23 protein-coding genes are annotated in these 25033 nt (G+C 53.4%); 1 reads left to right on the top strand and 22 read right to left on the bottom strand.

Annotated features, from left to right (window positions below):
- Positions 1-40 precede the first annotated feature (40 nt).
- From lipB to leuS, 12 genes are all read right to left on the bottom strand, one after another.
- Entirely contained in the window at positions 41-682 is a 642-nt protein-coding gene (gene lipB, locus M8014_RS16835; protein WP_271283542.1) for a lipoyl(octanoyl) transferase LipB, read from the bottom strand.
- A 90-nt stretch (positions 683-772) separates the two neighbouring features.
- Positions 773-1036 carry a DUF493 family protein YbeD gene (ybeD, locus tag M8014_RS16840; RefSeq protein ID WP_003022706.1) on the bottom strand — a complete coding sequence of 88 codons (264 nt, stop codon included), beginning with the start codon at positions 1034-1036 and terminating at the stop codon, positions 773-775.
- A gap of 106 nt (positions 1037-1142) precedes the next feature.
- The gene (gene dacA / locus M8014_RS16845) at positions 1143-2354 is read right to left on the bottom strand and encodes a D-alanyl-D-alanine carboxypeptidase DacA (protein WP_271283543.1); all 1212 of its coding nucleotides are present in this window, start codon (positions 2352-2354) and stop codon (positions 1143-1145) included.
- Between the two features lie 139 nt (positions 2355-2493).
- Positions 2494-3603: an endolytic peptidoglycan transglycosylase RlpA gene (gene rlpA, locus M8014_RS16850; protein WP_271283544.1), complete on the bottom strand. Its 1110-nt coding sequence runs from the start codon at positions 3601-3603 to the stop codon at positions 2494-2496.
- A gap of 10 nt (positions 3604-3613) precedes the next feature.
- Entirely contained in the window at positions 3614-4726 is a 1113-nt protein-coding gene (gene mrdB, locus M8014_RS16855; protein WP_271283545.1) for a peptidoglycan glycosyltransferase MrdB, read from the bottom strand.
- 2 nt (positions 4727-4728) lie between these two features.
- Entirely contained in the window at positions 4729-6630 is a 1902-nt protein-coding gene (gene mrdA / locus M8014_RS16860) for a peptidoglycan DD-transpeptidase MrdA (protein WP_271283546.1), read from the bottom strand.
- A 30-nt stretch (positions 6631-6660) separates the two neighbouring features.
- On the bottom strand, positions 6661-7128 hold the full coding sequence (gene rlmH / locus M8014_RS16865) for a 23S rRNA (pseudouridine(1915)-N(3))-methyltransferase RlmH (RefSeq protein ID WP_271283547.1): 468 nt from the start codon (positions 7126-7128) through the stop codon (positions 6661-6663).
- Positions 7129-7131: 3 nt separating this feature from the next.
- Positions 7132-7449 (bottom strand): ribosome silencing factor, encoded by a 318-nt coding sequence (gene rsfS / locus M8014_RS16870; RefSeq protein ID WP_271283548.1) that lies wholly within the window; start codon positions 7447-7449, stop codon positions 7132-7134.
- A 270-nt stretch (positions 7450-7719) separates the two neighbouring features.
- On the bottom strand, positions 7720-8373 hold the full coding sequence (gene nadD / locus M8014_RS16875) for a nicotinate-nucleotide adenylyltransferase (protein ID WP_271283549.1): 654 nt from the start codon (positions 8371-8373) through the stop codon (positions 7720-7722).
- A gap of 1 nt (position 8374) precedes the next feature.
- Positions 8375-9406: a DNA polymerase III subunit delta gene (gene holA / locus M8014_RS16880; protein ID WP_271283550.1), complete on the bottom strand. Its 1032-nt coding sequence runs from the start codon at positions 9404-9406 to the stop codon at positions 8375-8377.
- Positions 9406-9975 carry an LPS assembly lipoprotein LptE gene (lptE, locus tag M8014_RS16885; RefSeq protein ID WP_271283551.1) on the bottom strand — a complete coding sequence of 190 codons (570 nt, stop codon included), beginning with the start codon at positions 9973-9975 and terminating at the stop codon, positions 9406-9408. Before lptE ends, holA begins: the two co-directional genes overlap by 1 nt.
- A gap of 14 nt (positions 9976-9989) precedes the next feature.
- The gene (gene leuS / locus M8014_RS16890; protein ID WP_271283552.1) at positions 9990-12572 is read right to left on the bottom strand and encodes a leucine--tRNA ligase; all 2583 of its coding nucleotides are present in this window, start codon (positions 12570-12572) and stop codon (positions 9990-9992) included.
- 214 nt (positions 12573-12786) lie between these two features.
- Here leuS and M8014_RS16895 point away from each other — a divergent pair, with 214 nt between their 5' ends.
- On the top strand, positions 12787-13269 hold the full coding sequence (locus M8014_RS16895) for a zinc ribbon-containing protein (RefSeq protein WP_271283582.1): 483 nt from the start codon (positions 12787-12789) through the stop codon (positions 13267-13269).
- Positions 13270-13320: 51 nt separating this feature from the next.
- Here M8014_RS16895 and M8014_RS16900 read toward each other — a convergent pair whose 3' ends face one another.
- From M8014_RS16900 to M8014_RS16945, 10 genes are all read right to left on the bottom strand, one after another.
- Positions 13321-15120 carry a filamentous hemagglutinin N-terminal domain-containing protein gene (locus tag M8014_RS16900; RefSeq protein ID WP_271283553.1) on the bottom strand — a complete coding sequence of 600 codons (1800 nt, stop codon included), beginning with the start codon at positions 15118-15120 and terminating at the stop codon, positions 13321-13323.
- A gap of 61 nt (positions 15121-15181) precedes the next feature.
- Positions 15182-16855, bottom strand: a complete 1674-nt coding sequence (locus tag M8014_RS16905) for a ShlB/FhaC/HecB family hemolysin secretion/activation protein (RefSeq protein WP_271283554.1) — start codon at positions 16853-16855, stop codon at positions 15182-15184.
- Between the two features lie 463 nt (positions 16856-17318).
- The gene (locus M8014_RS16910) at positions 17319-18044 is read right to left on the bottom strand and encodes an amino acid ABC transporter ATP-binding protein (RefSeq protein ID WP_271283555.1); all 726 of its coding nucleotides are present in this window, start codon (positions 18042-18044) and stop codon (positions 17319-17321) included.
- On the bottom strand, positions 18044-18718 hold the full coding sequence (gene gltK / locus M8014_RS16915) for a glutamate/aspartate ABC transporter permease GltK (RefSeq protein ID WP_271283556.1): 675 nt from the start codon (positions 18716-18718) through the stop codon (positions 18044-18046). The genes M8014_RS16910 and gltK overlap by 1 nt, the downstream gene beginning before the upstream one ends.
- A complete protein-coding gene (gene gltJ, locus M8014_RS16920; protein WP_271283557.1) occupies positions 18718-19458 on the bottom strand; it encodes a glutamate/aspartate ABC transporter permease GltJ in 741 nt (246 codons plus the stop codon). Before gltJ ends, gltK begins: the two co-directional genes overlap by 1 nt.
- A gap of 155 nt (positions 19459-19613) precedes the next feature.
- The gene (locus M8014_RS16925; RefSeq protein WP_271283558.1) at positions 19614-20522 is read right to left on the bottom strand and encodes an amino acid ABC transporter substrate-binding protein; all 909 of its coding nucleotides are present in this window, start codon (positions 20520-20522) and stop codon (positions 19614-19616) included.
- Between the two features lie 411 nt (positions 20523-20933).
- Positions 20934-22472 carry an apolipoprotein N-acyltransferase gene (gene lnt, locus M8014_RS16930; RefSeq protein WP_271283559.1) on the bottom strand — a complete coding sequence of 513 codons (1539 nt, stop codon included), beginning with the start codon at positions 22470-22472 and terminating at the stop codon, positions 20934-20936.
- Between the two features lie 5 nt (positions 22473-22477).
- The gene (corC, locus tag M8014_RS16935) at positions 22478-23356 is read right to left on the bottom strand and encodes a CNNM family magnesium/cobalt transport protein CorC (RefSeq protein WP_271283560.1); all 879 of its coding nucleotides are present in this window, start codon (positions 23354-23356) and stop codon (positions 22478-22480) included.
- A 104-nt stretch (positions 23357-23460) separates the two neighbouring features.
- The gene (gene ybeY, locus M8014_RS16940) at positions 23461-23928 is read right to left on the bottom strand and encodes an rRNA maturation RNase YbeY (protein WP_271283561.1); all 468 of its coding nucleotides are present in this window, start codon (positions 23926-23928) and stop codon (positions 23461-23463) included.
- Positions 23925-24971 (bottom strand): PhoH family protein, encoded by a 1047-nt coding sequence (locus tag M8014_RS16945; RefSeq protein WP_271283562.1) that lies wholly within the window; start codon positions 24969-24971, stop codon positions 23925-23927. Before M8014_RS16945 ends, ybeY begins: the two co-directional genes overlap by 4 nt.
- Positions 24972-25033 lie beyond the last annotated feature (62 nt).

Here is a 25033-nt window from a genome sequence, read left to right on the forward strand (position 1 = left end):
AAATGGCTCATCAACGCAATGAGCCATCCAGGCAAGATTATTAAGCCGTGATATATTCATGCGGTGGATTGTTTAGCAGTGCTAAAAAAGCATGTACTAAATGAGGCCGCACAATATCAGGCGTGATGTTCTCTGCCCATTGGCACATTTGCGCCATTTCCATGCCCGCGTAGCCACAGGGGTTGATGCGCTGGAAAGGTGCCAGATCCATATTAATATTCAATGCAAGACCATGGAATGAGCAGCCTTTACGAATACGCAAACCGAGTGAACAAATTTTCTTTTCACCAACGTAAACGCCAGGTGCATCTGCGCGAGGATGTGCATCGATATCAAATTCTGCCAGCGTATTGACCACCGTCTGCTCAAGCAGCGTCACCAGGTCACGCACGCCGAGCTTTCTACGCTTCAGGTTCAGCAGGACATACATCACCTGCTGACCCGGTCCGTGATAGGTCACCTGACCCCCGCGATCGCTCTGGATCACCGGGATATCACCCGTCATCAACAGATGTTCTGCTTTGCCTGCCTGACCCTGGGTAAACACAGGGGGATGCTCGACCAGCCAGATTTCATCCTGCGTGTTTTCATCGCGTGTGTCCGTGAAATCATGCATGGACCGGGAAATGGGTTCATAGGGCTGAAGCCCAAGATGGCGGATAAGGAGGGTATCCTGATTCAAAACGACATCTCCAAAACGAAGAAAAAAAGTAGCGGGGAGTATATCACAGAGGGGAAACGGGTTACCCGACGATGCGGGTAACCGAAAGCGTTACAGCACCATACGCACGATATCGATGTTACCGAGCTCTTCGTACAGCGTCTCGACCTGCTCAATATGCGTGGCGGTAATGGTGATGGAAACCGAGTGGTAGTTCCCTTTGCTGCTTGGTTTGACCGTCGGAGAGTAGTCACCCGGCGCATGACGCTGGACCACTTCAACCACCTGATCAACCAGCTCAGGCAACGCCTGCCCCATTACTTTGTAAGTAAAGGGTGTAGGGAATTCAAGCAGTTCGTTAAGTTTGGTTTTCATGTCAACTCCGGCAGTACGTCAAAAAAGAATAACTCCCACAGCGGGTGGGAGTTATCAGGTTACCTAGTATATGGGGATGGAAATCACACTTTCAAGTGTTCAATTTTTAACCAAACCAGTGATGGAACATCAATTTAATGTAATCAATGATTTTGCCGAAGAAATTGCCTTCCGGGATTTCATCCAGTACCACCAGCGGACGCTGGTCAATGGTTTTGCCATCAAGCTGGAAGTTGATAGTGCCTACCACCTGGTTTTTCTGCAGCGGTGCGTGCAGCTCGCTGGCGGTCAGCACATAGCTGGCTTTCAGATCTTTCATGCGACCGCGTGGGATAGTCAGATAAAGGTCTTTATCGACACCCAGTGAAGCGCGATCGTTATCACCAAACCAGACCGGCTCAGAGGCGAACTCTTTGCCTGCCTTCAGCGGGTTAACGGTTTCGAAGAAGCGGAAGCCCCAGGTCAGCAATTTCTTGCTCTCGGTTTCACGCCCTTTGAAGGTGCGTCCGCCCATCACGGCAGAGATCAGACGCATCTGGCCTTCGGTGGCCGACGCCACCAGGTTGTAACCGGCTTTATCGGTATGGCCCGTTTTGATGCCGTCAACGTTCAGGCTGTTATCCCATAGCAGACCGTTACGGTTAGTCTGGCGGATTCCGTTAAAGGTGAACTCTTTTTCTTTGTAAATGGTGTACTCATTCGGCACGTCGCGGATCAGTGCCTGGCCAATCAACGCCATGTCGCGCGCGGAACTGTACTGACCGTCTGCATCCAGGCCGTGAACCGTCTGGAAGTGGCTGTTTTTCAGACCCAGTGCGTTAACGTAGCTGTTCATCAGACCGACGAACGCATCCTGGCTTCCGGCAGCAAAATCGGCCATCGCCACGCAGGCGTCGTTACCGGACTGCAGGTTGATACCACGAATCAGCTGGGAGACGGGCACCTGCATCCCGGGCTTGAGGAACATCAGTGATGAACCTTTGAACACCGGGTTGCCGGTTGCCCACGCATCGTTACCGATGGTGACCAGGTCAGTCTCTTTGAATTTGCCTGCTTTCATGGCCTGACCGATGACGTAGCTGGTCATCATTTTGGTCAGACTGGCCGGGTCGCGTCGTGAATCCGCGTTCTGTTCAGCCAACACTTTGCCGGAGTTGTAGTCGATCAGGATGTAGGATTCCGCGTCGATCTGCGGAACGCCTGGGATCATGGTCTTGATATTCAGGTCATCGGCGTGCGCGACAGAGAGCGAGGCTGCGCAAAGCGCCGTAGCGAGCGCCATGCGCTGCATAAAACGAGCGGAGAAAGTGGTCTTCATGGTCAGAACAACGACATCCGTGATGGAATTAAAAAAAGTGCCTTACTATAGCAAATGCTATAGGGGCAGGCATCCGACTTTCAGCATGAGAGTGTGAATCACTATTACAAATACTGACAATTCGGATACCGCTGATTAATCATTTCATTACAGCAATAAAGGACTGCAACTGTGCTTCGTTTTGTAAACGTTGTTGCACGGATGCAGCCTCAGATTTGCTGGCAAATGGACCGAGCTGGATACGCCATACGGCGCCATTTTGCTCAACCCGGCCCGGCACGCTAAATTGCTGGCTCAGGCGCTGTTGATACTGCTGGGCACGTGCTTGATCGCTGACGGCACCCACCTGGACGACGAAATTGCCGCTGGCGGAAACCGGCGCGGCAACAGGTGTCTGGGTGGAGCCTGGTGCGGTGACAGGCGCATTTTGCGTCACCGGTGCGGCAACGACCGGCTGTGGGGCAGGGGGTTCACTGCCTTCGAGTACACCAGAGGCAAGGGTCGTGGGTGCGCCGAGGAAACCGCTGCTGCTGACGGGTGCACCCATGCTGTCTTCGCTTTTCAGCGTATCGTTACTAATGGCGCGCACGTCACCCTGGGCAGGCATCGACTCAGGAGCGGATGAGGCACTGCCCATGCCGCTGTTCAGGTCAGGACGCGCAGGCAGAGCATAGGTCTGCTTAGCCACAGTAGTACAGGCCATACCCGGGCCGGACAGACTCCCGTCCTGGGCGACAATAATCGGGTCGATTCGCACTTTGGTGTTATTCGACGTGTTCAGACGGTCGGCCGCCGCGCGGGAAAGAGAGATGGCACGATCGTTACCGTACGGGCCACGATCGTTAATGCGCACGACGATCATCCGGCCGTTCGCCAGGTTGGTAATACGCGCATAGCTCGGGATCGGCAGCGTTGGGTGGGCGGCCGTCAACTGCATCGGGTCGAAGGGCTCGCCGCTTGCGGTCAGGTTACTGCCCGGTTCGGCATCATAAATGGCCGCCAGACCGGCCTGGCTAAAGCGTGAAGGATCCTGCACGATTTTGTAGCCTTTACCGTCACGCTCGTAATCCTGATTGGCGGTTGCGCTCAGCGGTTCGAAACGCGGATCGGCCCCGCTAATCTCAACAATCGGACCATTACACACTGCCGGCTGCGGCGGTGCGACGGTGGCTTGCTGCTGACCATCGTCACTTGTACAGGCCGCCAGTAAACTCGCGGCGATGCAGATCCCAATCCACTGCTTGCGCATTGCGTTCCCCTTATACGCTCTTCGACAACATTTTTCTGTGGGTATGAATCGACATCACGATCCCAAACCCGGCCATTAGCACGATCAGTGCCGAGCCTCCGTAACTCACCAGCGGAAGCGGTACGCCTACAACAGGCAGAATTCCGCTCACCATACCAATATTTACGAAAACATAAACGAATAAAATCAACATCAAACCGCCAGCCATCACGCGGCCAAAGGTGGTTTGTGCACGCGCGGCAATCCACAATCCACGCATGATTAACAGGATGTACAGCGCCAGCAGGATTAAAATCCCGACCAGTCCTAGCTCTTCTGCCAGAACCGCAAAGATAAAGTCGGTATGGCGTTCAGGCAGGAATTCGAGCTGCGACTGGGTGCCATGCAGCCAGCCTTTGCCGCGCAGTCCGCCGGACCCGATTGCAATCTTCGATTGTATAATATGATAGCCTGCCCCGAGCGGATCGCTTTCGGGATCCAGCAGCATCATCACGCGCTGGCGTTGATAGTCGTGCATCAGGAAGAACCACAGGATTGGGATAAAGGCGGCCAGCAGCACTACCGCAATGCCAATCAAACGCCAGCTCAGCCCGGAGAGGAACAGCACGAACAGGCCGGACAAGGCGACCAGGATAGAGGTACCGAGGTCAGGCTGCGCGGCGACCAGCAGCGTAGGCATGAAGATCAGTACCAGCGCGATCCCGGTGTTCTTCAGCGACGGCGGACAGACGTCACGGTTGATAAAGCGCGCCACCATCAGCGGTACGGCAATTTTGGCGATTTCAGACGGCTGGAAACGGACGATGCCGAGATCGAGCCAGCGCTGTGCGCCCTTGGAGATCGCGCCAAAGGCATCTACTGCGACCAGCAGAATAATACAGATGATATAGAGATAGGGCGCCCAGCCTTCGTATACGCGGGGCGGGATTTGCGCCATCACCACCATCACCACCAGACCCATCGCAATCTGACCGATCTTACGCTCCATCATACCGATGTCCTGGCCGCTGGCGCTCCAGATGACCAACGCACTGTATACCAACAGGGCGAGCAGAATGAGTAGCATGGCCGGGTCGATGTGGATTTTGTCCCACAGCGATTTTTTATTTGGATTATCCGTCACGATTATTGGTCCTCCGCGCCGGCGGCTGCCGGGCTTTCGCTCGGCAATTCAGTGTTATTGTCACCCAGCATAATGTGGTCAAGGATCTGGCGCATGATGGTACCGACCGCCGGGCCGACACCGCCGTTTTCCAGAATAATGGACACCGCCACCTGCGGGTTATCGTAAGGGGCAAACGCGATCATCAGCTTATGGTCACGCAGACGTTCAGCAATTTTGTGCGCGTTATAGGTTTCGTTAGCCTTCAGGCCAAAGACCTGCGCCGTACCGGATTTGGCCGCAATTTTATACGGTGAACCGGCAAAGTATTTGTGTGCCGTACCGTTAGCGCGGTTTGCTACGCCGTACATCCCGTCTTTGGCAATTTCCCAGTAACCGGAATGGATATCACCCACCGGTGGCTCGTGCGGCTGCGTCCACGGCACTTTTTTGCCATTTTCTACCGTACTCATCAGCAGATGCGGGACTTTTACGACGCCGTCGTTAATCAGGATCATCAGCGCTTTGCTCATCTGAATCGGGGTGGCGGTCCAGTAACCCTGGCCGATGCCGACCGGGATGGTGTCACCCTGATACCACGGTTTCTTAAAGCGCTTTAGCTTCCACTCGCGGGTTGGCATGTTGCCGGAGCGCTCTTCCGACAGGTCGATGCCGGTGTAGTGACCATAGCCAAATTTGCCCATCCATTCGGAGAGGCGATCGATACCCATATCGTAGGCGACCTGATAGAAGAAAGTATCCGCCGACTCCTCCAGCGATTTGGTGATGTTCAGATGGCCGTGGCCCCATTTCTTCCAGTCGCGGTAGCGTTTTTCAGAGCCCGGTAGCTGCCACCAGCCCGGGTCGAAGAGACCGGTATTGCGGGTGATTACCCCGGCGCTGAGCGCCGACACCGCCACGTAAGGTTTCACCGTAGAGGCCGGGGGATAAACGCCCTGCGTTGCACGGTTGATCAGCGGCGTATTAGGGTCGTTGAGCAGGCTGGCGTAATCTTTGCTGGAAATACCGTCAACGAACAAATTCGGATCGTAACTCGGGTTTGACACCAGCGCCAGAATGCTGCCCGTGCGGGGATCGGTCACAATCACCGCTGCACGGCTGCCTGCCAGCAGGGTTTCGACATACTGCTGGAGTTTGAGATCCAGCGTCAGGTAAATATCATGCCCGGCCTGCGGCGGTACCTCTTTCAACTGACGGATTACCCGGCCACGGTTGTTGACTTCCACTTCTTCATAACCGGTTTCGCCGTGGAGAATGTCTTCGTAGTAGCGCTCAATACCGAGTTTGCCAATGTCGTGGGTTGCCGCATAGTTGGCTAACTTGCCGTCTTTATCCAGCCTGTCGACGTCTTTGTCGTTGATTTTAGAAACATAGCCGATAACGTGCGTTAGCGCCGAGCCGTAGGGATAGAAGCGGCGTTTGTAGCCTTTCACTTCAACGCCAGGGAAGCGGTACTGGTTAACCGCAAAGCGGGCAACCTGGACTTCGGTGAGGTTGGTTTTCACCGGGATAGAGGTAAAGCGATGCGAACGCGAACGCTCTTTTTTAAAGTTCGCAATATCGTCGTCGTTCAGATCGACCACGCCGCGCAGGGCATCCAGCGTCTGTTGGACGTTATCGACCTTCTCCGGCATCATCTCTATCTGATAGATCGTCCGGTTGAGCGCCAGCGGGGTACCGTTGCGATCGTAAATAATGCCGCGGCTGGGGGCGATAGGGACGAGTTTGATGCGGTTTTCATTGGAACGTGTCTGGTAATCTGTAAAACGGACAACCTGCAGATTATAAAGGTTGGCGATCAGCACGCCAGTCAGCAGCAAAATCCCCGTAAAGGCAACCAGCGCCCGGCGCACAAACAGCGCAGACTCAGCCGTATAGTCGCGAAAAGAATTCTGTAGTTTCATCCGCTGCTTAATTCATCCAGGACTTAATGATTACTCACGGTGATAAGGATGGTTGGTCGTGATGCTCCACGCGCGATAGAGACTTTCTGCCACCAGCACCCGAACCAGCGGGTGGGGCATCGTCAGCGCGGAGAGTGACCAACTTTGTTCTGCTGCCGCTTTGCAGGCCGGGGATAATCCCTCCGGACCGCCAATTAACAGGCTGACGTCGCGACCGTCCAGCTTCCAGCGCTCGAGCTCCTGCGCCAGTTGCGGCGTATCCCAGGGTTTGCCCGGAATATCGAGAGTGACGATGCGGTTTTTGCCGGCGGCGGCCAGCATCAGTTCACCCTCTTTATCGAGAATACGTTTGATATCCGCATTCTTGCCGCGCTTACCGGCGGGGATCTCCACCAGCTCAAACGGCATATCTTTTGGAAAGCGACGCAGATACTCAGTAAACCCGGTTTGTACCCAGTCGGGCATTTTCGTGCCGACGGCTACCAGTTGCAGCTTCACGCATTAACCCCAGAGTTTTTCCAGCTCATACAGGCGACGGCTCTCTTCCTGCATGACGTGGACAATCACTTCGCCGAGGTCAACGACGACCCAGTCAGCGGTAGCTTCGCCTTCCACACCCAGCGGCAGCATGCCGGCAGCGCGTGATTCCTGAACCACATGGTCAGCAATGGAAGCAACGTGGCGAGTGGAAGTACCGGTGCAGATAATCATGCAGTCGGTGATGCTTGATCTGCCTTGTACGTCGATAGCAATGATGTCCTGACCTTTCAGGTCATCAATTTTGTCGATAACGAAATCCTGGAGTGCTTTACCCTGCAAGTTTTCCCCCTGGGGAGTGAGATTGAGTAACGGTAAAATCGTAGCCAGACAGTATACCTGAACTGGCCGCGGTGTCGGGACAAATGTCACCGGACAGGCTGATGAAGGCGGGTATCATCCCACCCTCTGCCGGAGATTGCATCGCCATTTTTGTAAAACAGTTTTTGTAAAACAATGCATGGCGGGCAGTCTGGCTGCGGAGGATATCAGCCTGGATGGGGGTGTCAATGGCGAGAGCGCGAATGGCGCGCTTTTTCTCTCAGCCGCCGCTCAGTTGTCGCTTTTCTGATACAACCCCTGCTGCTGGATGTAACGCAGCACCGCAGTCGGTAACATCTCATCACAGGGTAGCCCTTGCTGCAGGCGCTGGCGAATTAGCGTCGCCGAGATATCAAACCACGGCGTTTCAGCCAGGTAGATTTTACCGGCGGGGAGACTGTGCAGATCTTCCGATTGATACGTCAGGTGCTGCTCCAGCCACTGCTGATGTTGCTCCTCTCTCATCGTCAGCGGATAGCCGGGACGGCGACAGACGATCAGATGGCTGTTCTCGAGGATGGTGTGATACTGATGCCAGCTCGGGAAGGTGAGCAGGGAATCCTGGCCGATAATAAACGCCAGCGGCGTCTCTGGCCCCTGTTCGACGCGCCATTCCTGTAACGTTTGCGCCGTGTATGACGGGCTGTCGCGGCGCAGTTCGCGCTCGTCGAGGCGAAACAGCGGTTTATCCGCTATTGCCAGTTCCAGCATGTGCTTGCGTTGAGTGCTGCTGGCGTCCGGCTGCGGACGGTGCGGCGGCACGTTGTTGGGCATGATCGTGACGCACTGCAGGCCAATCTGATTCGCCAGTATTTCGACCGGTTTTAGATGACCATAGTGTACGGGATCAAAGGTGCCGCCAAACAGGGCCTGGAGCCTATGCATCTCAACCCTCTATAAAGACATCGGCCAGTGCCTTGTGGCACAGCAGCAAAGAGAGACTTTCCAGCTCTGACCACACCGACTGACCATAATCCTGCTTCAGTGTCAGCTCGGTACGCGCCAGTAGCTGGACAGCCTGACGCAACTGTTCCGGGCTGAGGCGGTTCAGGGCCTCGGTGGTCATGCCGCGACGGTTCTGCCAGACGCGGTGCTTATCAAACAGGGCGCGCAGGGGCGTGTGAGCCGACTGGCGTTTCAGCGTCACCAGTAGCAGCAGCTCACGCTGCAAGGTTCTGAGCAGGATAACCGGCTCGCTACCCTCAAGGCGCAGCTGTTGCAGAATATGCAGGGCGCGTTTGCTCTTCGCGGACAGCAGGGCATCGACCCAGTGGAAGGGGGTGAAATGCGCGGCGTCGCTGACGGCCTGCTCCACCCGCGGTAAAGTCAGTTTGCCATCAGGCCAGAGTAACGACAGACGCTCGAGGGCCTGGGCAAGGGCCAGCAGATTCCCTTCGTAGCAGTAGCAAAGTAGCTGATTTGCCGCATCGTCCAGTTGAAGATTGTTCTGCTTTGCCCGTGCAGCAACCCATTTGGGCAGGTGCGCTTGCTCTGGCGTCTGACAGGTCACCAGCACCGAGCGGGTTGCCAGCGCACTGTACCAGGCGGCATTTTCCTGAGCTTTGGTCAGTTTGTTCCCGCGGATAATCAGCAGCAGATCGTCGTGCAGCAGGCTAACCAGCGTCGCCAACTGTTCGTTGATCGCCGCATTCGGGCCGTTTTCCGGGAGCTGAATATGCAGAGTTTGTCGGGCGGCAAACAGGCTCATCGCCTGACAGAGCGAGAAGATCTCCTGCCAGTCGGTGCTGTTATCAAGGGTAAAGCTGTGGTGCTCGTCAAAGCCCTGAGTCGCGGCAATCTGGCGCACGGCATCCTGACTTTCCTGCAGCAGCAGCGGATCGTTTCCAAGTAGCAGATACGCCGCGCGCAGCCCTTCATTGAGCTGCGCGCGGAGTTGTTCAGGGTACAACCTGAGCATTACTGACCCAGCGTCGAGGTGACGCGAGGCGAGGACGCCGCCGCAGGTTTATCCTGCCCGGCATGCTCTTTTTCAGCGGTATGGACACTCGGCAACTTACGGATCAGCTGCTCCGCTGCTTTATCGTACATTTCATTGATGATAATTGACTGCTCAGCGTCTTTCGCCAGTGCGGTCTGCGGGTTATCGAAGAACGAACGATAAACCTTGGTGGAGATCGGGTAAATATCGCTTCCCGGGATCAGCACCGCAGCATGCACTTCCATCACCATCTGGTATTCCGCAGTACGACCATCCTGGAAGATGGAAGCGGTATCCTGGCCCAGGGTCGAGTTTAAGATACGCAATGACGGGATATCCTGGCGCAGGGACCCTTTTTCGACCAGTTCAACGCCGTTAAGACGCAGTTGATTACGAATAGCCCGGCTGAGCGGACCATTAGGATCGCCCGAATCGAAAATCATCTTCTTCATCTGTACCGGAACCTGCGTGGTGTTACGCAGATGCCAGCCACAGCCAGCGGTGATTAACACCGCCAGCGCTAACAGTAATGTTGCCAGTTGTCGCACGCTTCCTCCCGCGCTTAGCCAACGACCAGGTTCAGCAGTTTACCGGGCACGTAGATCACTTTACGTACGGTAACGCCATCCAGATGCTTCGCCACCAGATGTTCCTGGCATGCACGTTCGCGGACCTGCTCCTGGGTTGCATCAACCGGAACAGTAATTTTACCGCGTACTTTACCGTTAACCTGAACGACGACCAGGGTGGTGTTTTCTACCATCGCAGCGTCATCTGCTACCGGCCACGGTGCGTTGTCGATGTCGCCTTCGCCGTTCAGCTCCTGCCACAGGGTAAAGCTGGCGTGTGGGGTGAACGGGTTCAGCATACGGACAACGGCCAGCAGCGCTTCACGCATTAAGGCACGATCCTGCTCACCTTCCTGCGGGGCTTTCGCCAGCTTGTTCATCAATTCCATAATAGCCGCAATTGCGGTATTGAAGGTCTGACGACGGCCAATATCATCGGTCACTTTCGCAATCGTTTTATGCACATCACGACGCAGCGCCTGCTGATCATCGCTCAGGGCCGCAACGTCGAGTGCCGGAACCGCACCCTGAGAGGTATGTTCGTAAACCAGTTTCCAGACACGTTTCAGGAAGCGGTTAGCCCCTTCAACGCCGGATTCCTGCCACTCGAGGGTCATATCTGCCGGAGACGCAAACATCATGAACAGACGCACGGTGTCGGCGCCGTAACGCTCAACCATCACCTGCGGGTCAATGCCGTTGTTTTTCGACTTCGACATTTTGCTCATACCGGTATACACCAGCTCGTGACCTTCAGCATCTTTCGCTTTTACGATACGGCCTTTCTCGTCGCGCTCAACGATAGCATCTACCGGGGAGACCCAGTTACGCTCGCCATTGACACCGACGTAGTAGAACGCATCGGCCAGTACCATGCCCTGGCACAGCAGCTGTTTAGCCGGTTCGTTGGAATTCACCAGGCCTGCGTCACGCATCAGCTTATGGAAGAAGCGGAAGTAGAGCAGGTGCATGATGGCGTGTTCGATCCCGCCAATGTAGATATCTACCGGCAGCCAGTAGTTCGCCGCTTTAGAATCCAGCATGCCTTCCTGATGCTGCGGGCAGGTGTAGCGCGCGTAGTACCAGGAGGACTCCATAAAGGTGTCGAAGGTGTCGGTTTCACGCAGCGCAGGCTGACCGTTGACCGTGGTCTTCGCCCACTCTGGGTCAGCTTTAATTGGGCTGCTGATCCCGTCCATCACCACGTCTTCCGGCAGGATCACCGGCAGCTGATCTTCCGGGGTTGGCAGCACGGTGCCATCTTCCAGAGTCACCATCGGGATTGGCGCGCCCCAGTAACGCTGACGGGAAACGCCCCAATCGCGCAGACGGTAGTTAACTTTACGTTCACCCACGCCCAGCGCAGCCAGTTTGTCGGCGATAGCATTAAAGCCGTCTTCAAAGCTCAGACCGCTGAATTCTCCGGAGTTGAACAGCACGCCTTTTTCGGTCAATGCTTGCTCAGACAGATCCGGTTCTGAACCGTCTGCCGTCAGGATAACGGGCTTGATGTTCAGATGGTATTTGCTGGCAAACTCGTAGTCACGCTGATCGTGACCCGGAACGGCCATCACCGCGCCCGTTCCGTATTCCATCAGCACGAAGTTGGCCGCCCAGACCGGGATCGCTTCGCCAGTCAGTGGGTGCGTGGCGTAGAATCCGGTAGCAACACCTTTTTTCTCCATCGTCGCCATGTCAGCTTCGGCCACTTTGGTGTTGCGGCATTCGTCGATAAACGCGGCCAGTTCCGGATTGTTCTCTGCTGCTTTCTGCGCCAGCGGGTGACCTGCGGCCACGGCCAGGTAGGTCGCACCCATAAAGGTGTCCGGACGGGTGGTGTAGACGGTCAGCGTGTGATCATAGTTTTCTACGTTGAAGGTGATTTCCACGCCTTCAGAACGCCCAATCCAGTTACGCTGCATGGTCTTAACGGTATCAGGCCACTGATCCAGATTGTCGAGGTCATTCAGCAACTCGTCAGCGTAGGCGGTGATTTTGATAAACCACTGCGGGATCTCTTTGCGCTCAACTTTGGTGTCGCAGCGCCAGCAGCAGCCGTCGATAACCTGTTCGTTTGCCAGCACGGTCTGATCGTTCGGGCACCAGTTAACGGCGGAGGTTTTCTTGTAAACCAACCCTTTTTTGTAGAGCTCGGTGAAGAACTTCTGTTCCCAGCGGTAGTATTCCGGGGTACAGGTCGCCAGCTCACGGCTCCAGTCATAGCCAAAGCCCAGCATTTTGAGCTGGTTTTTCATGTAGGCGATATTGTCGTAGGTCCACGGCGCAGGCGCCGTGTTGTTTTTGACCGCAGCCCCCTCAGCAGGCAGACCGAACGCATCCCAGCCAATCGGCTGCAGGACGTTTTTGCCTAACATGCGCTGGTAGCGGGCGATCACATCACCGATGGTATAGTTACGCACATGGCCCATGTGTAGTCGGCCAGAAGGATAGGGAAGCATCGACAGGCAGTAATACTTCTCTTTGCTCTCGTCTTCAGTGACTTCAAAAGTGCGCTTCTCGTCCCAGTGTTGCTGGACTTTGGATTCTATCTCTTCCGGGCGGTATTGCTCTTGCATGGCTGCCAGTGGTCCTGTGTTCATTACTGCTACAAACGTAGCCAATGGATGTGGTATTTCAGATCCGCTTAGCATAGCCCAAACGCCCGCGTCAAAACAGCCTTTACCTCAAAAGCCCCTTGCAGGAATTTACGCAGAGTGTGGTGGAGCTGACAGAGCGGTGAGGAAATAAGGTCTATCATTAGAGAGAGTTACTTACCCGGGAGGCAAAATGATGAACAAGGTTGCTCAATTTTACCGCGAACTGGTGGCAACATTGACTGAACGTCTGCGTAACGGCGAGCGTGATATTGATGCGCTGGTCGCACAGGCGCGAGTACGAGTAATGCAGACGGGTGAGTTGACGCGCACCGAGGTGGAAGAGGTAACGCGCGCGGTGCGCCGCGATCTGGAAGAGTTCGCCCGCAGTTATGAAGAGAGCCAGGATGAGGTCACCGATAGCGTGTTTATGCGGGTGATCAAAGAGAGTCTGTGGCAGGAGCTGGCTGACATCACCGATAAAACCCAGCTGGAATGGCGCGAGGTGTTTCAGGATCTGAATCATCACGGTGTGTATCACAGTGGTGAGGTGGTCGGATTAGGTAATCTGGTGTGTGAGAATTGTCACTTCCATCTGGCGGTCTATACTCCGGATCTGCTGCCGGTCTGTCCGAAATGCGGTCATGACCAGTTCCAGCGTCGGCCTTTTGAACCGTAAAAAAATAAAACAACGATGCGCGGAGGTTGCGCATCGTTGTTTAGTCAGAAATTAAAAGGTATTAATTTCAGCTAATTTAAATCTTTGTGTGCCGCCCATCTGGCTGGAATAGTCGTGTTTTGAATTCAATACCAGTTTGTTTGCGGAAAGTGTACCGACGCTACAGGTTCGCCAGCCAAACAAGCCGCATCTGTATCCGCCGTTTTCAACACGATTGGTTGTCAGGGTCAGTGTACCTTCTGTGTGAATTAAGCCACGGTTGATGATTTTGCCATTGAGTGTTGTATCAATCATCATCTCAGCAGAACCTTGCATTGTTCCTTCATTGTACACATTGCCAGTGGTATTGATATTAAGACGATCGCTGTACATTATATTGTAGTTATCGAATTTATTGGCGGAGATTTGCGCGTTATCACCTCGTAAATCCCCACGGTTTTCGAACGCGTTGCTGTTAATTGAATAAGATGCAGCCCAAATTTCACCGCTAGCCTGGTTAGAGAACTTGCCATTGGTTTTCACTTGTAAATTACTGGCGGCAAGCAATTCTCCTGAAACATTAATATTACCATTACCAGGAGTGGTGTTGTCAGTATTATTGTAGGAAAGAATGTTGAGTGATGAATTTGCCTTTACAGAGCCCACAGCATTGAACTGGCTACCGCCAAAGTTAAGTGTAACATCGTTGCCGAGGATGTCACCCTTGAGGTTCATATTATTTAAGCTATTGATGGACAGCAGACCGTCTGATTTCATAGATGAACCCGACTGTGTGGTGAGACTACCGCCTGTTCCCATCACCAGTGCCGCTGCGCCCTTTATATTTCCATGATTCTCAATATCCCCGGCGGCTTGCATTATCAATCGGCTTGAATTGGTGATGGTTCCCTTATTAACCAGTTTATCGGAACTGTTAATAAGCATCATGCTAGTGGCAGCAATGGTTCCGTTATTCTCCAGTGTGCTGGCAGAGGTGAACTGCGCCCCGACACCATTAACCCCATGGCTTTCCATTGTTCCATCGTTAGTCAACCTTCCGTTGCTGGTCATGAGCAGTCTGTTATTGGCAACAATAGCGCCTTTGTTACGCACACCAAAGCCAAGATTAGTACCGACCATGGTGATGGAATTGGCACGCACGCCCCCTAACTGAGAGATGTCGATGCTCAGTTTATTATCGCGAAACTCACGTGCGGTCGCCGCCTTGCCAGAGGAAACTATACTTCCACTTTTATCGTCAAGGGTAAAGTTGCCTGCCGCAATAGACATCTGATTGGTATTAATCATGCCATTAATGTTAATGGCGTCAGCGAGCAGAACGGTAAAGTCATTATTCGCGGTCAGGCCTTTACCATCGATAGTAATATTACCGTTCGTGATTTTGTAGTTATCGACCGCGCCGCTTTCATTCAGATTGACCGAGCCTGTCGTCAACACCGCTCTTTTGGTATTGATAAAGCTGCATCCTGAGCAGGTAATACCGTTAGGGTTCGCCACAATAACATCTGCTTTTTGGCCAGCGACTTCGATAAAACCTTGCAGCGTACTGGCCTGAGTCGAAACCACTTCGTTAATTATCATTGATGCCGCAGCACCGTTGAGATTATTGTTTCTGGCAATATTTCCGTAGGTGCTATGTTGGATATTGTCAATGCTATTATTTAAAATAACCCCTTTCTGGTCAACATCAAAGCTGCGATAGATATTATGTGAAACCCCTGCATCGTTGGGTTTTTCAATATCAATAACCTTTGGTCCGGTTGCCAGCGTATAGGATCCCGGATCTGCCCATGTGACGGTTGAGGTGAGTGCGGTCGCCAGGGCGATATGAATTAGATTAATTTTAAACATTTATTTATTCCTTTAAATTAAAGTTAATGGTGATGGAGTGAAAACAACTTAGTGCTGAGGGTTAAAACCTCCAGTTTAATGACATACCTAAATTCAAGGCTTCGCTGTGTAAATTACCCGGTTTAGCAATGGGCGTCGCAATAAATAGGTTATAGCTGGTCTGGAACTTTTCGCCTTTAACCCCGAGTACCGCGCCCGACATGATTTTTTCGTCATAATATTCGCTATCACCGATAATTTTCCCAATATCGGTGCCGACATAAAATTGTTGGTCAGGCAGAGGGAGGTCCCAGATAAAATCATTACGCCAGTACCAGCCTTGATTTCCGGAGAGCGTGGTTTCACCGTCAAATCCCCGCACCGTCCAGCGATTGCCAATATTTATTTTATTATCGGACGATAATGTATCAGGGCTAAATTGCGCGGTGAATTGCGGGGCATAGGTGAATTTATTCCCCGTTGCGGCAAATTTCATTAATGCCTGGACGTTAGCATGCACAACACGAGATTGCTTCGTATAAAGTTGCGCCTCTTCCTCCGGCGTGGGGGATGAACTCAGCCAGGGCAGGCGGCGCTGAATGCCTAAACTGGCATCCACGACTTTGCCGTTATAATAGCGTTGATGGTTAAGGGTCAGCTCCCAGGCGGGGTTTTGCTTACGCATGACCATCAGTTCGCTTCCTGCTAAATAGTAGCGTGAACGATTCTTAAATATCTTACCCATGAGCGTGGTTTTCTGCTCACGGGTATGGGAAAGCACCCGGGACAGACTGGTGCTGTAGTAACGGTTTTTTGAGGTGTAATCGGTCGTGATCCAGCTCCCCTTGAAAAGCTGGCGATATTCACTTTGCCCGGCGTAAACGCTCAGTGTCCAGTAACCAAAGGGAATGGAGTAGTAGAGGCTGGCATTGCTGTTACCGTCTTCGGATTGGTTGAATTCCATATCGCCACCCGCCGAGACGTAAAACAGATCGTTAAGCCCTGTGATGTCGTACAGGTATAACGCACCTCCGCCCTGATAGCGACCGCTGCGCCGGCTGCCGGCATCGTCAAGCCATGCACCGATCTGCCATTTTTTGTCCAGATTGCGGGTAAGTGTGATACTGCTTTCAGCAAACTGCTCACCCGGCGCAAGCTGCATTTGTGCCTGGGTACCAGGAAGTCGTTGCAGGTTCGCTATGCCTTGTTCCAGGTCGGACAGACGCAAAATGTCACCCCTTTCCAGAGGCATTGTGTTCCATAAGCTCGTGGTGTTGCGTGTTTCAGGGCTAAACGTAATTTCGCCAACCCTACCATACGTCAACGTTAACAGAAGGTCGCCGCTGTCCAATGATTGAGATGGGACATCAATTAGAGATGTAATATATCCCTGGACGATAAGTTCATTTTGCAGTTTGTGAGAAAGCAGGCGAATGCCATTAATCCCCAGGCACTTATTCAGCGCCTGGTGGGTTATTTTTCCCAATAGCTTGCTGGTTAATTTATCATTATCAGATTTAATAGTGACTCGTTCTATAACTCTGCAATTTTTTTCTATCGGAAAAACAATCTCTTCTGCAGATGCAGATTGCCGGGATGAGGAATATACCTGTTCATTTGGCGATAATGTATCTTGCCGTGCTTTGTCCTGTTCTTTTTGATTGACCGAGCTGTTCGCAACGTCGGCACTGGCGTAATAGCACCAGAAAAGCACAATATACAAGCTGGCTAGCAGGTTATTTTTAAAGTTCTTCATGAAGCAACATCCATTTTGTTTCATTTATTGAAGTCGTGTGGGCGCTATCGCCATGAGAATCATTCTCAATATGGCGTTAAGGAGAGTAAGCGCTAATTTTCCAGGGCTAAATATATATATCTTGAATTATATAATTAAAAACTATATTTGAAGATGTATTTGCTTTGTCTGAGGATTGAGGATGCTAGCCAGAGAAGGAAGATTTCGCTACTTTTTTTTTCTTAAATCGATATGAATTATTTGATTCAATATCTTTTCATGATACAACACATTGAGTTGTTAATAATTTGTATAAGATAACACACAGCTGATCTGCCGTCGGGAACCAAATATCATAGTCGGTAACGACCGAACTTGTGATGATCAGCTCCCGTATGAGCGGCTCCGTTGCTCTGTCAGCTCACGAGAAGCTGAGAGCGAAAACGTGAATCGGTGTGCAATCCTGCCATTGCACACCGGGAGATTAATGCAGAATTTTGGCGAGGAAGTCTTTAGCGCGTTCAGACTGCGGGTTAGCAAAGAACTCTTCTTTTGCCGAATCCTCGACGATTTTACCCTCATCCATAAAGATCACCCGGTTGGCCACTTTGCGGGCAAAGCCCATTTCGTGAGTCACCACCATCATGGTCATGCCTTCCTGCGCCAGTTGTACCATGACGTCCAGCACTTCGTTGATCATTTCCGGATCGAGTGCGGACGTAGGCTCATCGAACAGCATCGCCACCGGATCCATACACAGCGCACGGGCAATCGCCACGCGCTGTTGCTGACCGCCAGAGAGCTGCGCCGGGTACTTATCCGCATGCGCAGTCAGGCCTACGCGCTCCAGCAGCTTCAGCGCTTTTTCACGTGCAGCTGTTTTATCGCGTTTTAGCACTTTGACCTGCGCCAGCGTCAGGTTCTCGATAATGGACAGGTGCGGGAACAGCTCGAAATGCTGGAACACCATCCCAACGTTGGAACGCAGCTTGGCCAGATTGGTTTTCTTATCGTTCACTTTCGTGCCGTTGACAACAATCTCGCCTTTCTGCACCGGCTCCAGGCCGTTCACGGTTTTGATAAGCGTTGATTTGCCCGAGCCGGAAGGCCCGCAGACCACCACAACATCACCCTTTTTTACTTCCGTGGAGCAATCGGTCAGCACCTGAAAGTGCCCATACCATTTAGAAACATTTTTCAGGGAAATCATTAGACTGTCCTTTTCTTCAGCCAGCTGACCAACAGCGACGCGCTTAAGCTAATTGCAAAATAGACCGCACCTGCGAACAGGATCATCTCGACCTGAGTACCATCGCGCTCGCCGATGGTGGAGGCGGTACGGAAGAAGTCTGCCAGACTCAATACATAGACCAGAGAGGTATCCTGGAACAGGACAATACCTTGGGTCAGCAGCAGCGGCACCATGGCGCGGAACGCCTGCGGCAGAATGATAAGCTTCATCGACTGCCAGTGGGTCATCCCTAATGCCAGCGCGGCGCTGGACTGCCCGCGGGAGATACTCTGGATCCCGGCACGAATAATCTCAGAATAATACGCCGCCTCAAACATCGAGAAGGCCACCATCGCCGAGATCAGGCGGATATCGCTTTTCGGCGACAGGCCAAGAACATCCTGCAGCAGACCTGGCACAATCAGGTAGAACCACAGCAGCACCATCACCAGCGGGATGGAGCGAAACACGTTGACGTAAGCAGTGGCAAACCAGGCGATCGGCTTAAAGGCCGACAGACGCATGACCGCTAGCAGTGTGCCCCAGACAATGCCGATCACAACCGCCGTCAGGGTGATCTTCAGGGTAATGATCAGCCCATCCAGCAGATAGGGCAGGGAGGGAACAATGGAACTCCAGTCAAACTCGTACATTATTTGCCCCCCAGGTTGCCCGGCAGGCGAACTTTACGTTCGACCAGGTTCATCACCAGCATAATTACGGCATTAATCAGAACGTACGCCAGGGTAATGGCGGTAAAGGATTCCCACGCATGGGCAGAATAATCCAGCAGCTTGCCCGCCTGCGCGGCCATATCCACCAGACCGATGGTGGAGGCGATGGCCGAGTTTTTCACCAGATTCATCATTTCTGAAGTCATCGGCGGGACGATCACGCGATAGGCGTTTGGCAGCAGTACGTAGCGATAGGCTTGCGGCAAAGTCAGGCCCATCGCCAGCGCGGCATTTTTCTGCCCGCGGGGCAGGGACTGAATAGCCGCACGCACTTGCTCGCAGACGCGCGCGGCAGTGAACAGGCCCAGACACAGCATGGAGGAGACAAAGAACTGAATGTTCGGATCCAGCTCAGATTTAAACCACATACCGATATCTTCGGGCAGCAGTTCCGGGATAACCAGGTACCAGGTAAAAAACTGCACGATTAACGGAACGTTACGGAACAGTTCGACGTAACAGGTTCCCAAAGAGGAAAGAAAGCGGTTAGGCACGGTACGCAGAATACCGAACAGCGAGCCGACGAGGAAGGCGATTACCCAGGCCGTGATCGACAGCGCGACCGTGACCTGAAAACCGCTCCACAGCCAGCCCAGATAGGTGGTGTTGCCGAACGGGGCTTGCTGCAGGAAAATGCCCCAGTTCCAGTCAATTGACATAATAAACTCCGGAAAAAAAAGGGTAGCAGCGCTACCCTCGAAGATTGGTGAGAAGCAAATTTTCACGCCCAGTGGGGAACGACCACTCAGCGTTTAGTCTGTCCGCGCTTCCCGACAATCGAGAGGGCAGGAGAACCCGCCCTTAATGGTTCTAATTAGTTAAGTGCCTTGTCGTTCGGTTCTTTAAACAGGGCTTTCATGTCATCAGACAGCTCAAAGTTCATGTTCAGATTTTTTGGTGGGATTGGGTTGCTGAACCATTTTCCGAACCATTTTTCTGCTTCGCCGGAGGTCTGCACCTGCGCGATGGTGTCATCGACCAGTTTCTTAAATTCCGGGTCGTCTTTACGCATCATGCAGCCATAGGCTTCTTTCGATTGCGCCGTGCCCACGATTTCCCAGTTGTCCGGTTTTTTGGCTTTCGCACGTTCACCGGCCAGCAGGGCATCATCCATCATAAACGCGACTGCACGACCGCTTTCCAGGGTGCGGAAGGAGTCACCATGGTCTTTCGCACTGATGATGCGCATATCCATTTTCTTCTCTTCATTCAGCTTGTGCAGCAGAACTTCAGAAGTCGTACCGGAAGTGACAACCACCGCTTTGCCTTTCAGGTCTGCGAAATCTTTAATCTCGCCGCCTTTTTTGGTCAGCAGACGGGTACCGACCACGAAGATAGTGTCGGAGAAGGCAGCCTGTTTCTGACGCTCAAGGTTGTTGGTGGTGGAGCCGCACTCAAAATCGAAGGTGCCGTTTTGCAGCAGGGGAATACGGTTTTGCGAGGTGATTGGGATCAGCTTCACTTCCAGATCCGGTTTGTTCAGCTTTTTCTTCACCGCGTCGACGATGGCATTGGAGTAGGCCTGAGAGTAGCCCACGACTTTTTGCGTGTTGTCATAGTATGAGAACGGGACAGAAGACTCACGGTGGCCGACCACGATGACGCCGTTTTTAGCAATCTTTTCCAGGGTGCTGCCGGCGGCCGGGGCTGCGTCTTCAGCGTGAACCACGCCTGCAGACAGTCCCATCACCAGCATTGCTGTGGCCAGTTTACGTAATTGCATACCCAACTCCTTTTTTATCAGCGTCAGAGACGCATTGATACCCAGTGTGATGTTGTTATTGCTCGCGCTAAACGAGTGCAGTGTTATACGTGTTTGTTAGCATTTAGTTTGGCTTAATGTAAAGATTTTGCTGCGTTATTGTTTATTTTTGCGAAGCGCGCCGCACCATTCGGAGGCAAAAAACGCTGTCTGCACCGAAACGGTGCTACCTCTGAACTGCGCTGGTGCGACTAAGTTGCACGTTAAGCCAAACCACTGAATCTGTGATTTAACTAAGCAATAGGCGTGCCAGAAATGACCCTCACCCCGCCCTCTCCCTAAAAGGGAGAGGGAGAAGGGCGGAGCAGAAGATGAGATTGTGCAGTGACAGTCCCCTCTCCCCTATGGGGAGAGGGTTAGGGTGAGGGGTGACTACTTACGACGCTGACGAAGGCTCATCAACACGGCACCAAAGCCCAATAACGCCGTCAGGATCCACACTGGCCAGTTGCCGGTGCGGGCGTAAGGCGTCAGGCCTGTGGTCGGCGTAACGCGGGTAGTGAGCACCTGACGGGTGAACTGCGGGATCATGGCCTGGATTTCACCCTGCGGACCAATCACGGCGGTAATGCCGTTGTTGGTACTGCGCAGCAGCGGACGGGCCAGCTCCAGGGAGCGCATCCGCGCCATCTGGAAGTGTTGCCACGGGCCAATCGACTTACCAAACCACGCATCGTTAGAGATGGTCAGTAAGAAATCCGTATCAGGGCGGAAATTATCCCGAACCTGTTCACCCAAAATGATCTCGTAGCAGATGGCAGCGGTCAGCAAAAAGCCGTGCGCACTTAACTGAGGCTGGACGTACGAGCCACGGCTAAAGGAGGACATCGGCAAATCGAAAAACGGTGCCAGCGGGCGCAGAATCGATTCCAGCGGGACAAACTCACCGAACGGCACCAGGTGATTTTTGTTGTAGCGGTTGCGCGACTCATAGCTGTAAGGATTGTCTTTTCCCAGCGTGATGATGCTGTTGTAAGTGTCGTAACGATTTTGCTTATTCAGGCGTGCATCAACGATACCGGTGATAAGCGTGGTGTTACGCGCACGCAGCAGATCGTCCATCATGCTGAGAAAACGCTGCTGGTTAATCTCCAGATCCGGAATAGCCGACTCAGGCCAGATAATCAGCTGCGACTTGCCCATTTCGGTCTGGGTCGCATCAAGGTAGATTTTCAGGGTGTTAACCAGCTGATTTTCATCCCACTTGAGCGACTGAGGAATATCACCCTGCACCATCGACACCTGGGTAGCGCGTTCCGGCTCAAGGGTAAACCACTGGATGTAACGCAGCGGGAAGGGCAGGGCTAACAGCACCAGCGCCATCACCAGCGGACGCCAGTTGCGCTGGACCAGAGCCAGCACCAGCAGGCCGCTCACCACCATCAGCAGGAAGTTGATCGCCTCAACGCCCAGCACTGGTGCCAGGCCTTTCAGCGGACCATCAATCTGGCTGTAGCCAAACTGCAGCCACGGGAAACCGGTCAATACCCAGCCGCGCAGGAATTCGCTTATCTGCCAGACCACAGGGGCGGCGATGGCGACGCGCAGCCAGCTGGTTTTCGGCCACAGGCGCGAGAGGATCCCGGCGAACAGGCCGGTATACAGCGAGAGATACGCCGCCAGCAGCACCACGAGGAACACGTTAACCGGGCCAGGCATGCCGCCAAACTGGGCAATACTGACGTACACCCAGTTAATGCCGGAGCCAAACAGGCCGAGCCCCCAGAAGTAACCAATCGCCGCCGCCTGAACAGGGCGTCGGTTCAGGGTCAGGCCCTGGAGCCCCATCAGGGAGAGAAGCGCGGCAGGCCAGATATCATAAGGGGAAAAAGCCAGCGTACCGCTGGCTCCGAATAACAGCGCCAGCAGCAGACGTATGCGCTGGCGTTCAAGCAGTGAGGCAAATGCCATTTAAATCAATCATCCAGTGTGGGTTGCGGAGCATCGTCCGGCATTCTGACATGAACCTGAATAATACGTCGACTGTCGGCCATGGCGACCTTGAACTGGTAACCGTCAATGTCCACGGTTTCGCCCCGCGCCGGGAGGTGGCCAAAGGCCTGCATCACCAGCCCGCCGATGGTATCCACTTCATCGTCGCTGAAATGGGTGCCAAAGGTGTCGTTAAAATCTTCGATCGGCGCCAGGGCGCGCACGGTCCAGGTGTGACGACTCAACTGACGGAAGTCGATATCCTCTTCTTCGTCATATTCATCTTCGATTTCACCGACAATCAGTTCGAGAATATCTTCGATGGTCACAAGGCCGGAAACACCGCCAAATTCATCGATAACAATCGCCATGTGGTAACGCTGGGAGCGAAACTCTTTCAGCATGCGGTCAACCCGTTTACTTTCCGGGACAACGACCGCCTGGCGTAACACTTTTTCCATGCTGAAGGCTTCAGATTCACTGCGCATAAACGGCAGCAGATCTTTGGCCATCAAAATCCCTTCGATGTGATCTTTATCTTCGCTGATGACCGGGAAACGCGAGTGGGCGGACTCGATAATGACATCGAGGCACTCCTCCAGGGTCTGGTTGCGTTTCAGGGTAATCATCTGCGAGCGGGGGATCATGATGTCGCGAACGCGCTGGTCGGCGATGTCCATTACCCCTTCGAGCATTTCACGCGTATCTTCGTCGATAAGCTCGTTCTGCCCGGAATCACGGATCAGCTCCAGTAGTTCGTCACGGTTTTTAGGTTCACCGTGGAAAAGCTGGCTCAGAAGGAGGGAGAAAAATCCCTTTTTGCTGTTTGGTGTGTCGCTACTGTGTGAATTGTCGTCGCTCATGGCGTTTGTTAAGGGTTCTCTTGTTGGTGTTCAGTTAGCCGCAGCGGACCTGGGTCAGACGCGACGGCACATAAAGTGGATACGGCGGAAGACCGCCGTACAGACTACTCTTTCTCGGCAATGTACGGATCCTCATAGCCCAGAGCAAGCATTATCTCTGTCTCGAGGGATTCCATCTCTTCCGCTTCGTCGTCTTCAATATGATCGTAGCCCAGCAGATGCAGGCTGCCGTGTACTACCATGTGCGCCCAGTGGGCATCGAGCGGCTTTTGCTGCTCCTTCGCTTCCTGTTCAACCACCTGGCGACAGATGATCAAATCACCCAGCAGCGGCAGCTCAATGCCTGGCGGCGCTTCAAACGGGAAGGAGAGCACGTTAGTCGGCTTATCTTTCCCGCGATAGGTCAGGTTCAGCTCGTGGCTTTCGGCCTCATCCACCAGACGCACGGTGACTTCTGACTCTTCCTGGAACTGCGGGATCACCGCATCCAGCCACGCCTGGAACTGGCTCTCTTCCGGCAAACCGGAATTGTCTTCACATGCCAGCTGTAAATCGAGGATAACCTGACTCATTTCTGCTCTTGCTCCTGGGCTTCGCGTTTGCGTTCCGCGGCCTGTTCTGCTTTACGTTTTTGTTCGGCTTCTTCCCACGCCTCATAGGCAGTGACGATGCGGGCAACCACCGGGTGGCGTACCACGTCTTCGCTGTGGAAGAAGTTAAAACTGATTTCATCGACGTCTGCCAGCACTTCAATGGCGTGACGCAGTCCGGATTTGGTGCTGCGCGGCAGGTCGATCTGGGTGATATCGCCGGTTATGACCGCTTTCGAGTTAAAGCCGATACGGGTCAGGAACATCTTCATCTGTTCGATAGTGGTGTTCTGGCTCTCATCAAGAATGATAAAGGCATCGTTCAGCGTGCGCCCACGCATGTAGGCCAGCGGAGCCACTTCGATGACGTTACGTTCAATCAGTTTCTCGACCTTCTCAAAGCCGAGCATCTCGAACAGCGCATCGTACAGCGGGCGCAGATACGGGTCGACCTTCTGGCTCAAATCGCCGGGTAAAAAGCCCAGCTTTTCGCCGGCTTCAACAGCCGGGCGAGTGAGCAGAATACGGCGGATCTCCTGACGCTCCAGCGCATCTACGGCGGCGGCAACGGCAAGATAGGTTTTACCGGTACCCGCCGGGCCCACCCCGAAGGTGATGTCATGATCGAGAATGTTGGCGATGTACTGCGCCTGATTTGGCGTGCGAGGCTTAATGACCCCACGCTTGGTTTTGATATGGATAACTTTGCCGAATTGCGGCACGCTCTCCGCACTCTGTTCCAGCACCCGGGCTTCTTTGATCGCCAGATGAAGCTTGTCCGGTTCAATATCCTGCGTTTGACCGCGCATCGGGGCAGTATCGACGTACAGGCTGTGGAGAATATCCGCAGCCGCATTGACGCAGATGGCGCGTCCGGTGAGTTTGAAATGGTTATCGCGACGATTAATTTCGATACCCAGACGTCGCTCCAGTTGTTTGATGTTGTCATCAAACGGCCCGCACAGGCTCAGCAGGCGAGCGTTGTCTGCTGGCTCAAGGGTAATTTCACGCGTATCTATGTTCAAACCGTTCCTCTTATGTCTCGGTTGCCAGAAAGCAAAGGGTCTGTCTCATGAAATTATTCACG

Origin of the sequence: Silvania hatchlandensis (assembly GCF_025564065.1) — a bacterium.
In the GTDB taxonomy this organism is placed as follows: Bacteria; Pseudomonadota; Gammaproteobacteria; order Enterobacterales; family Enterobacteriaceae; genus Enterobacter; species Enterobacter hatchlandensis.

Coding starts and splice junctions, on each gene's coding strand:
- rlpA (WP_271283544.1), bottom strand. CDS start 3,603: ATGCGCAAGCAGTGGATTGGGATCTGCATCGCCGCGAGTTTACTGGCG.
- M8014_RS16910 (WP_271283555.1), bottom strand. CDS start 18,044: ATGATTTCCCTGAAAAATGTTTCTAAATGGTATGGGCACTTTCAGGTG.
- M8014_RS16895 (WP_271283582.1), top strand. CDS start 12,787: ATGAACAAGGTTGCTCAATTTTACCGCGAACTGGTGGCAACATTGACT.
- nadD (WP_271283549.1), bottom strand. CDS start 8,373: ATGCATAGGCTCCAGGCCCTGTTTGGCGGCACCTTTGATCCCGTACAC.
- M8014_RS16905 (WP_271283554.1), bottom strand. CDS start 16,855: ATGAAGAACTTTAAAAATAACCTGCTAGCCAGCTTGTATATTGTGCTT.
- M8014_RS16925 (WP_271283558.1), bottom strand. CDS start 20,522: ATGCAATTACGTAAACTGGCCACAGCAATGCTGGTGATGGGACTGTCT.
- holA (WP_271283550.1), bottom strand. CDS start 9,406: ATGCTCAGGTTGTACCCTGAACAACTCCGCGCGCAGCTCAATGAAGGG.
- M8014_RS16900 (WP_271283553.1), bottom strand. CDS start 15,120: ATGTTTAAAATTAATCTAATTCATATCGCCCTGGCGACCGCACTCACC.
- ybeY (WP_271283561.1), bottom strand. CDS start 23,928: ATGAGTCAGGTTATCCTCGATTTACAGCTGGCATGTGAAGACAATTCC.
- dacA (WP_271283543.1), bottom strand. CDS start 2,354: ATGAAGACCACTTTCTCCGCTCGTTTTATGCAGCGCATGGCGCTCGCT.
- gltK (WP_271283556.1), bottom strand. CDS start 18,718: ATGTACGAGTTTGACTGGAGTTCCATTGTTCCCTCCCTGCCCTATCTG.
- lnt (WP_271283559.1), bottom strand. CDS start 22,472: ATGGCATTTGCCTCACTGCTTGAACGCCAGCGCATACGTCTGCTGCTG.
- ybeD (WP_003022706.1), bottom strand. CDS start 1,036: ATGAAAACCAAACTTAACGAACTGCTTGAATTCCCTACACCCTTTACT.
- leuS (WP_271283552.1), bottom strand. CDS start 12,572: ATGCAAGAGCAATACCGCCCGGAAGAGATAGAATCCAAAGTCCAGCAA.
- mrdA (WP_271283546.1), bottom strand. CDS start 6,630: ATGAAACTACAGAATTCTTTTCGCGACTATACGGCTGAGTCTGCGCTG.
- corC (WP_271283560.1), bottom strand. CDS start 23,356: ATGAGCGACGACAATTCACACAGTAGCGACACACCAAACAGCAAAAAG.
- gltJ (WP_271283557.1), bottom strand. CDS start 19,458: ATGTCAATTGACTGGAACTGGGGCATTTTCCTGCAGCAAGCCCCGTTC.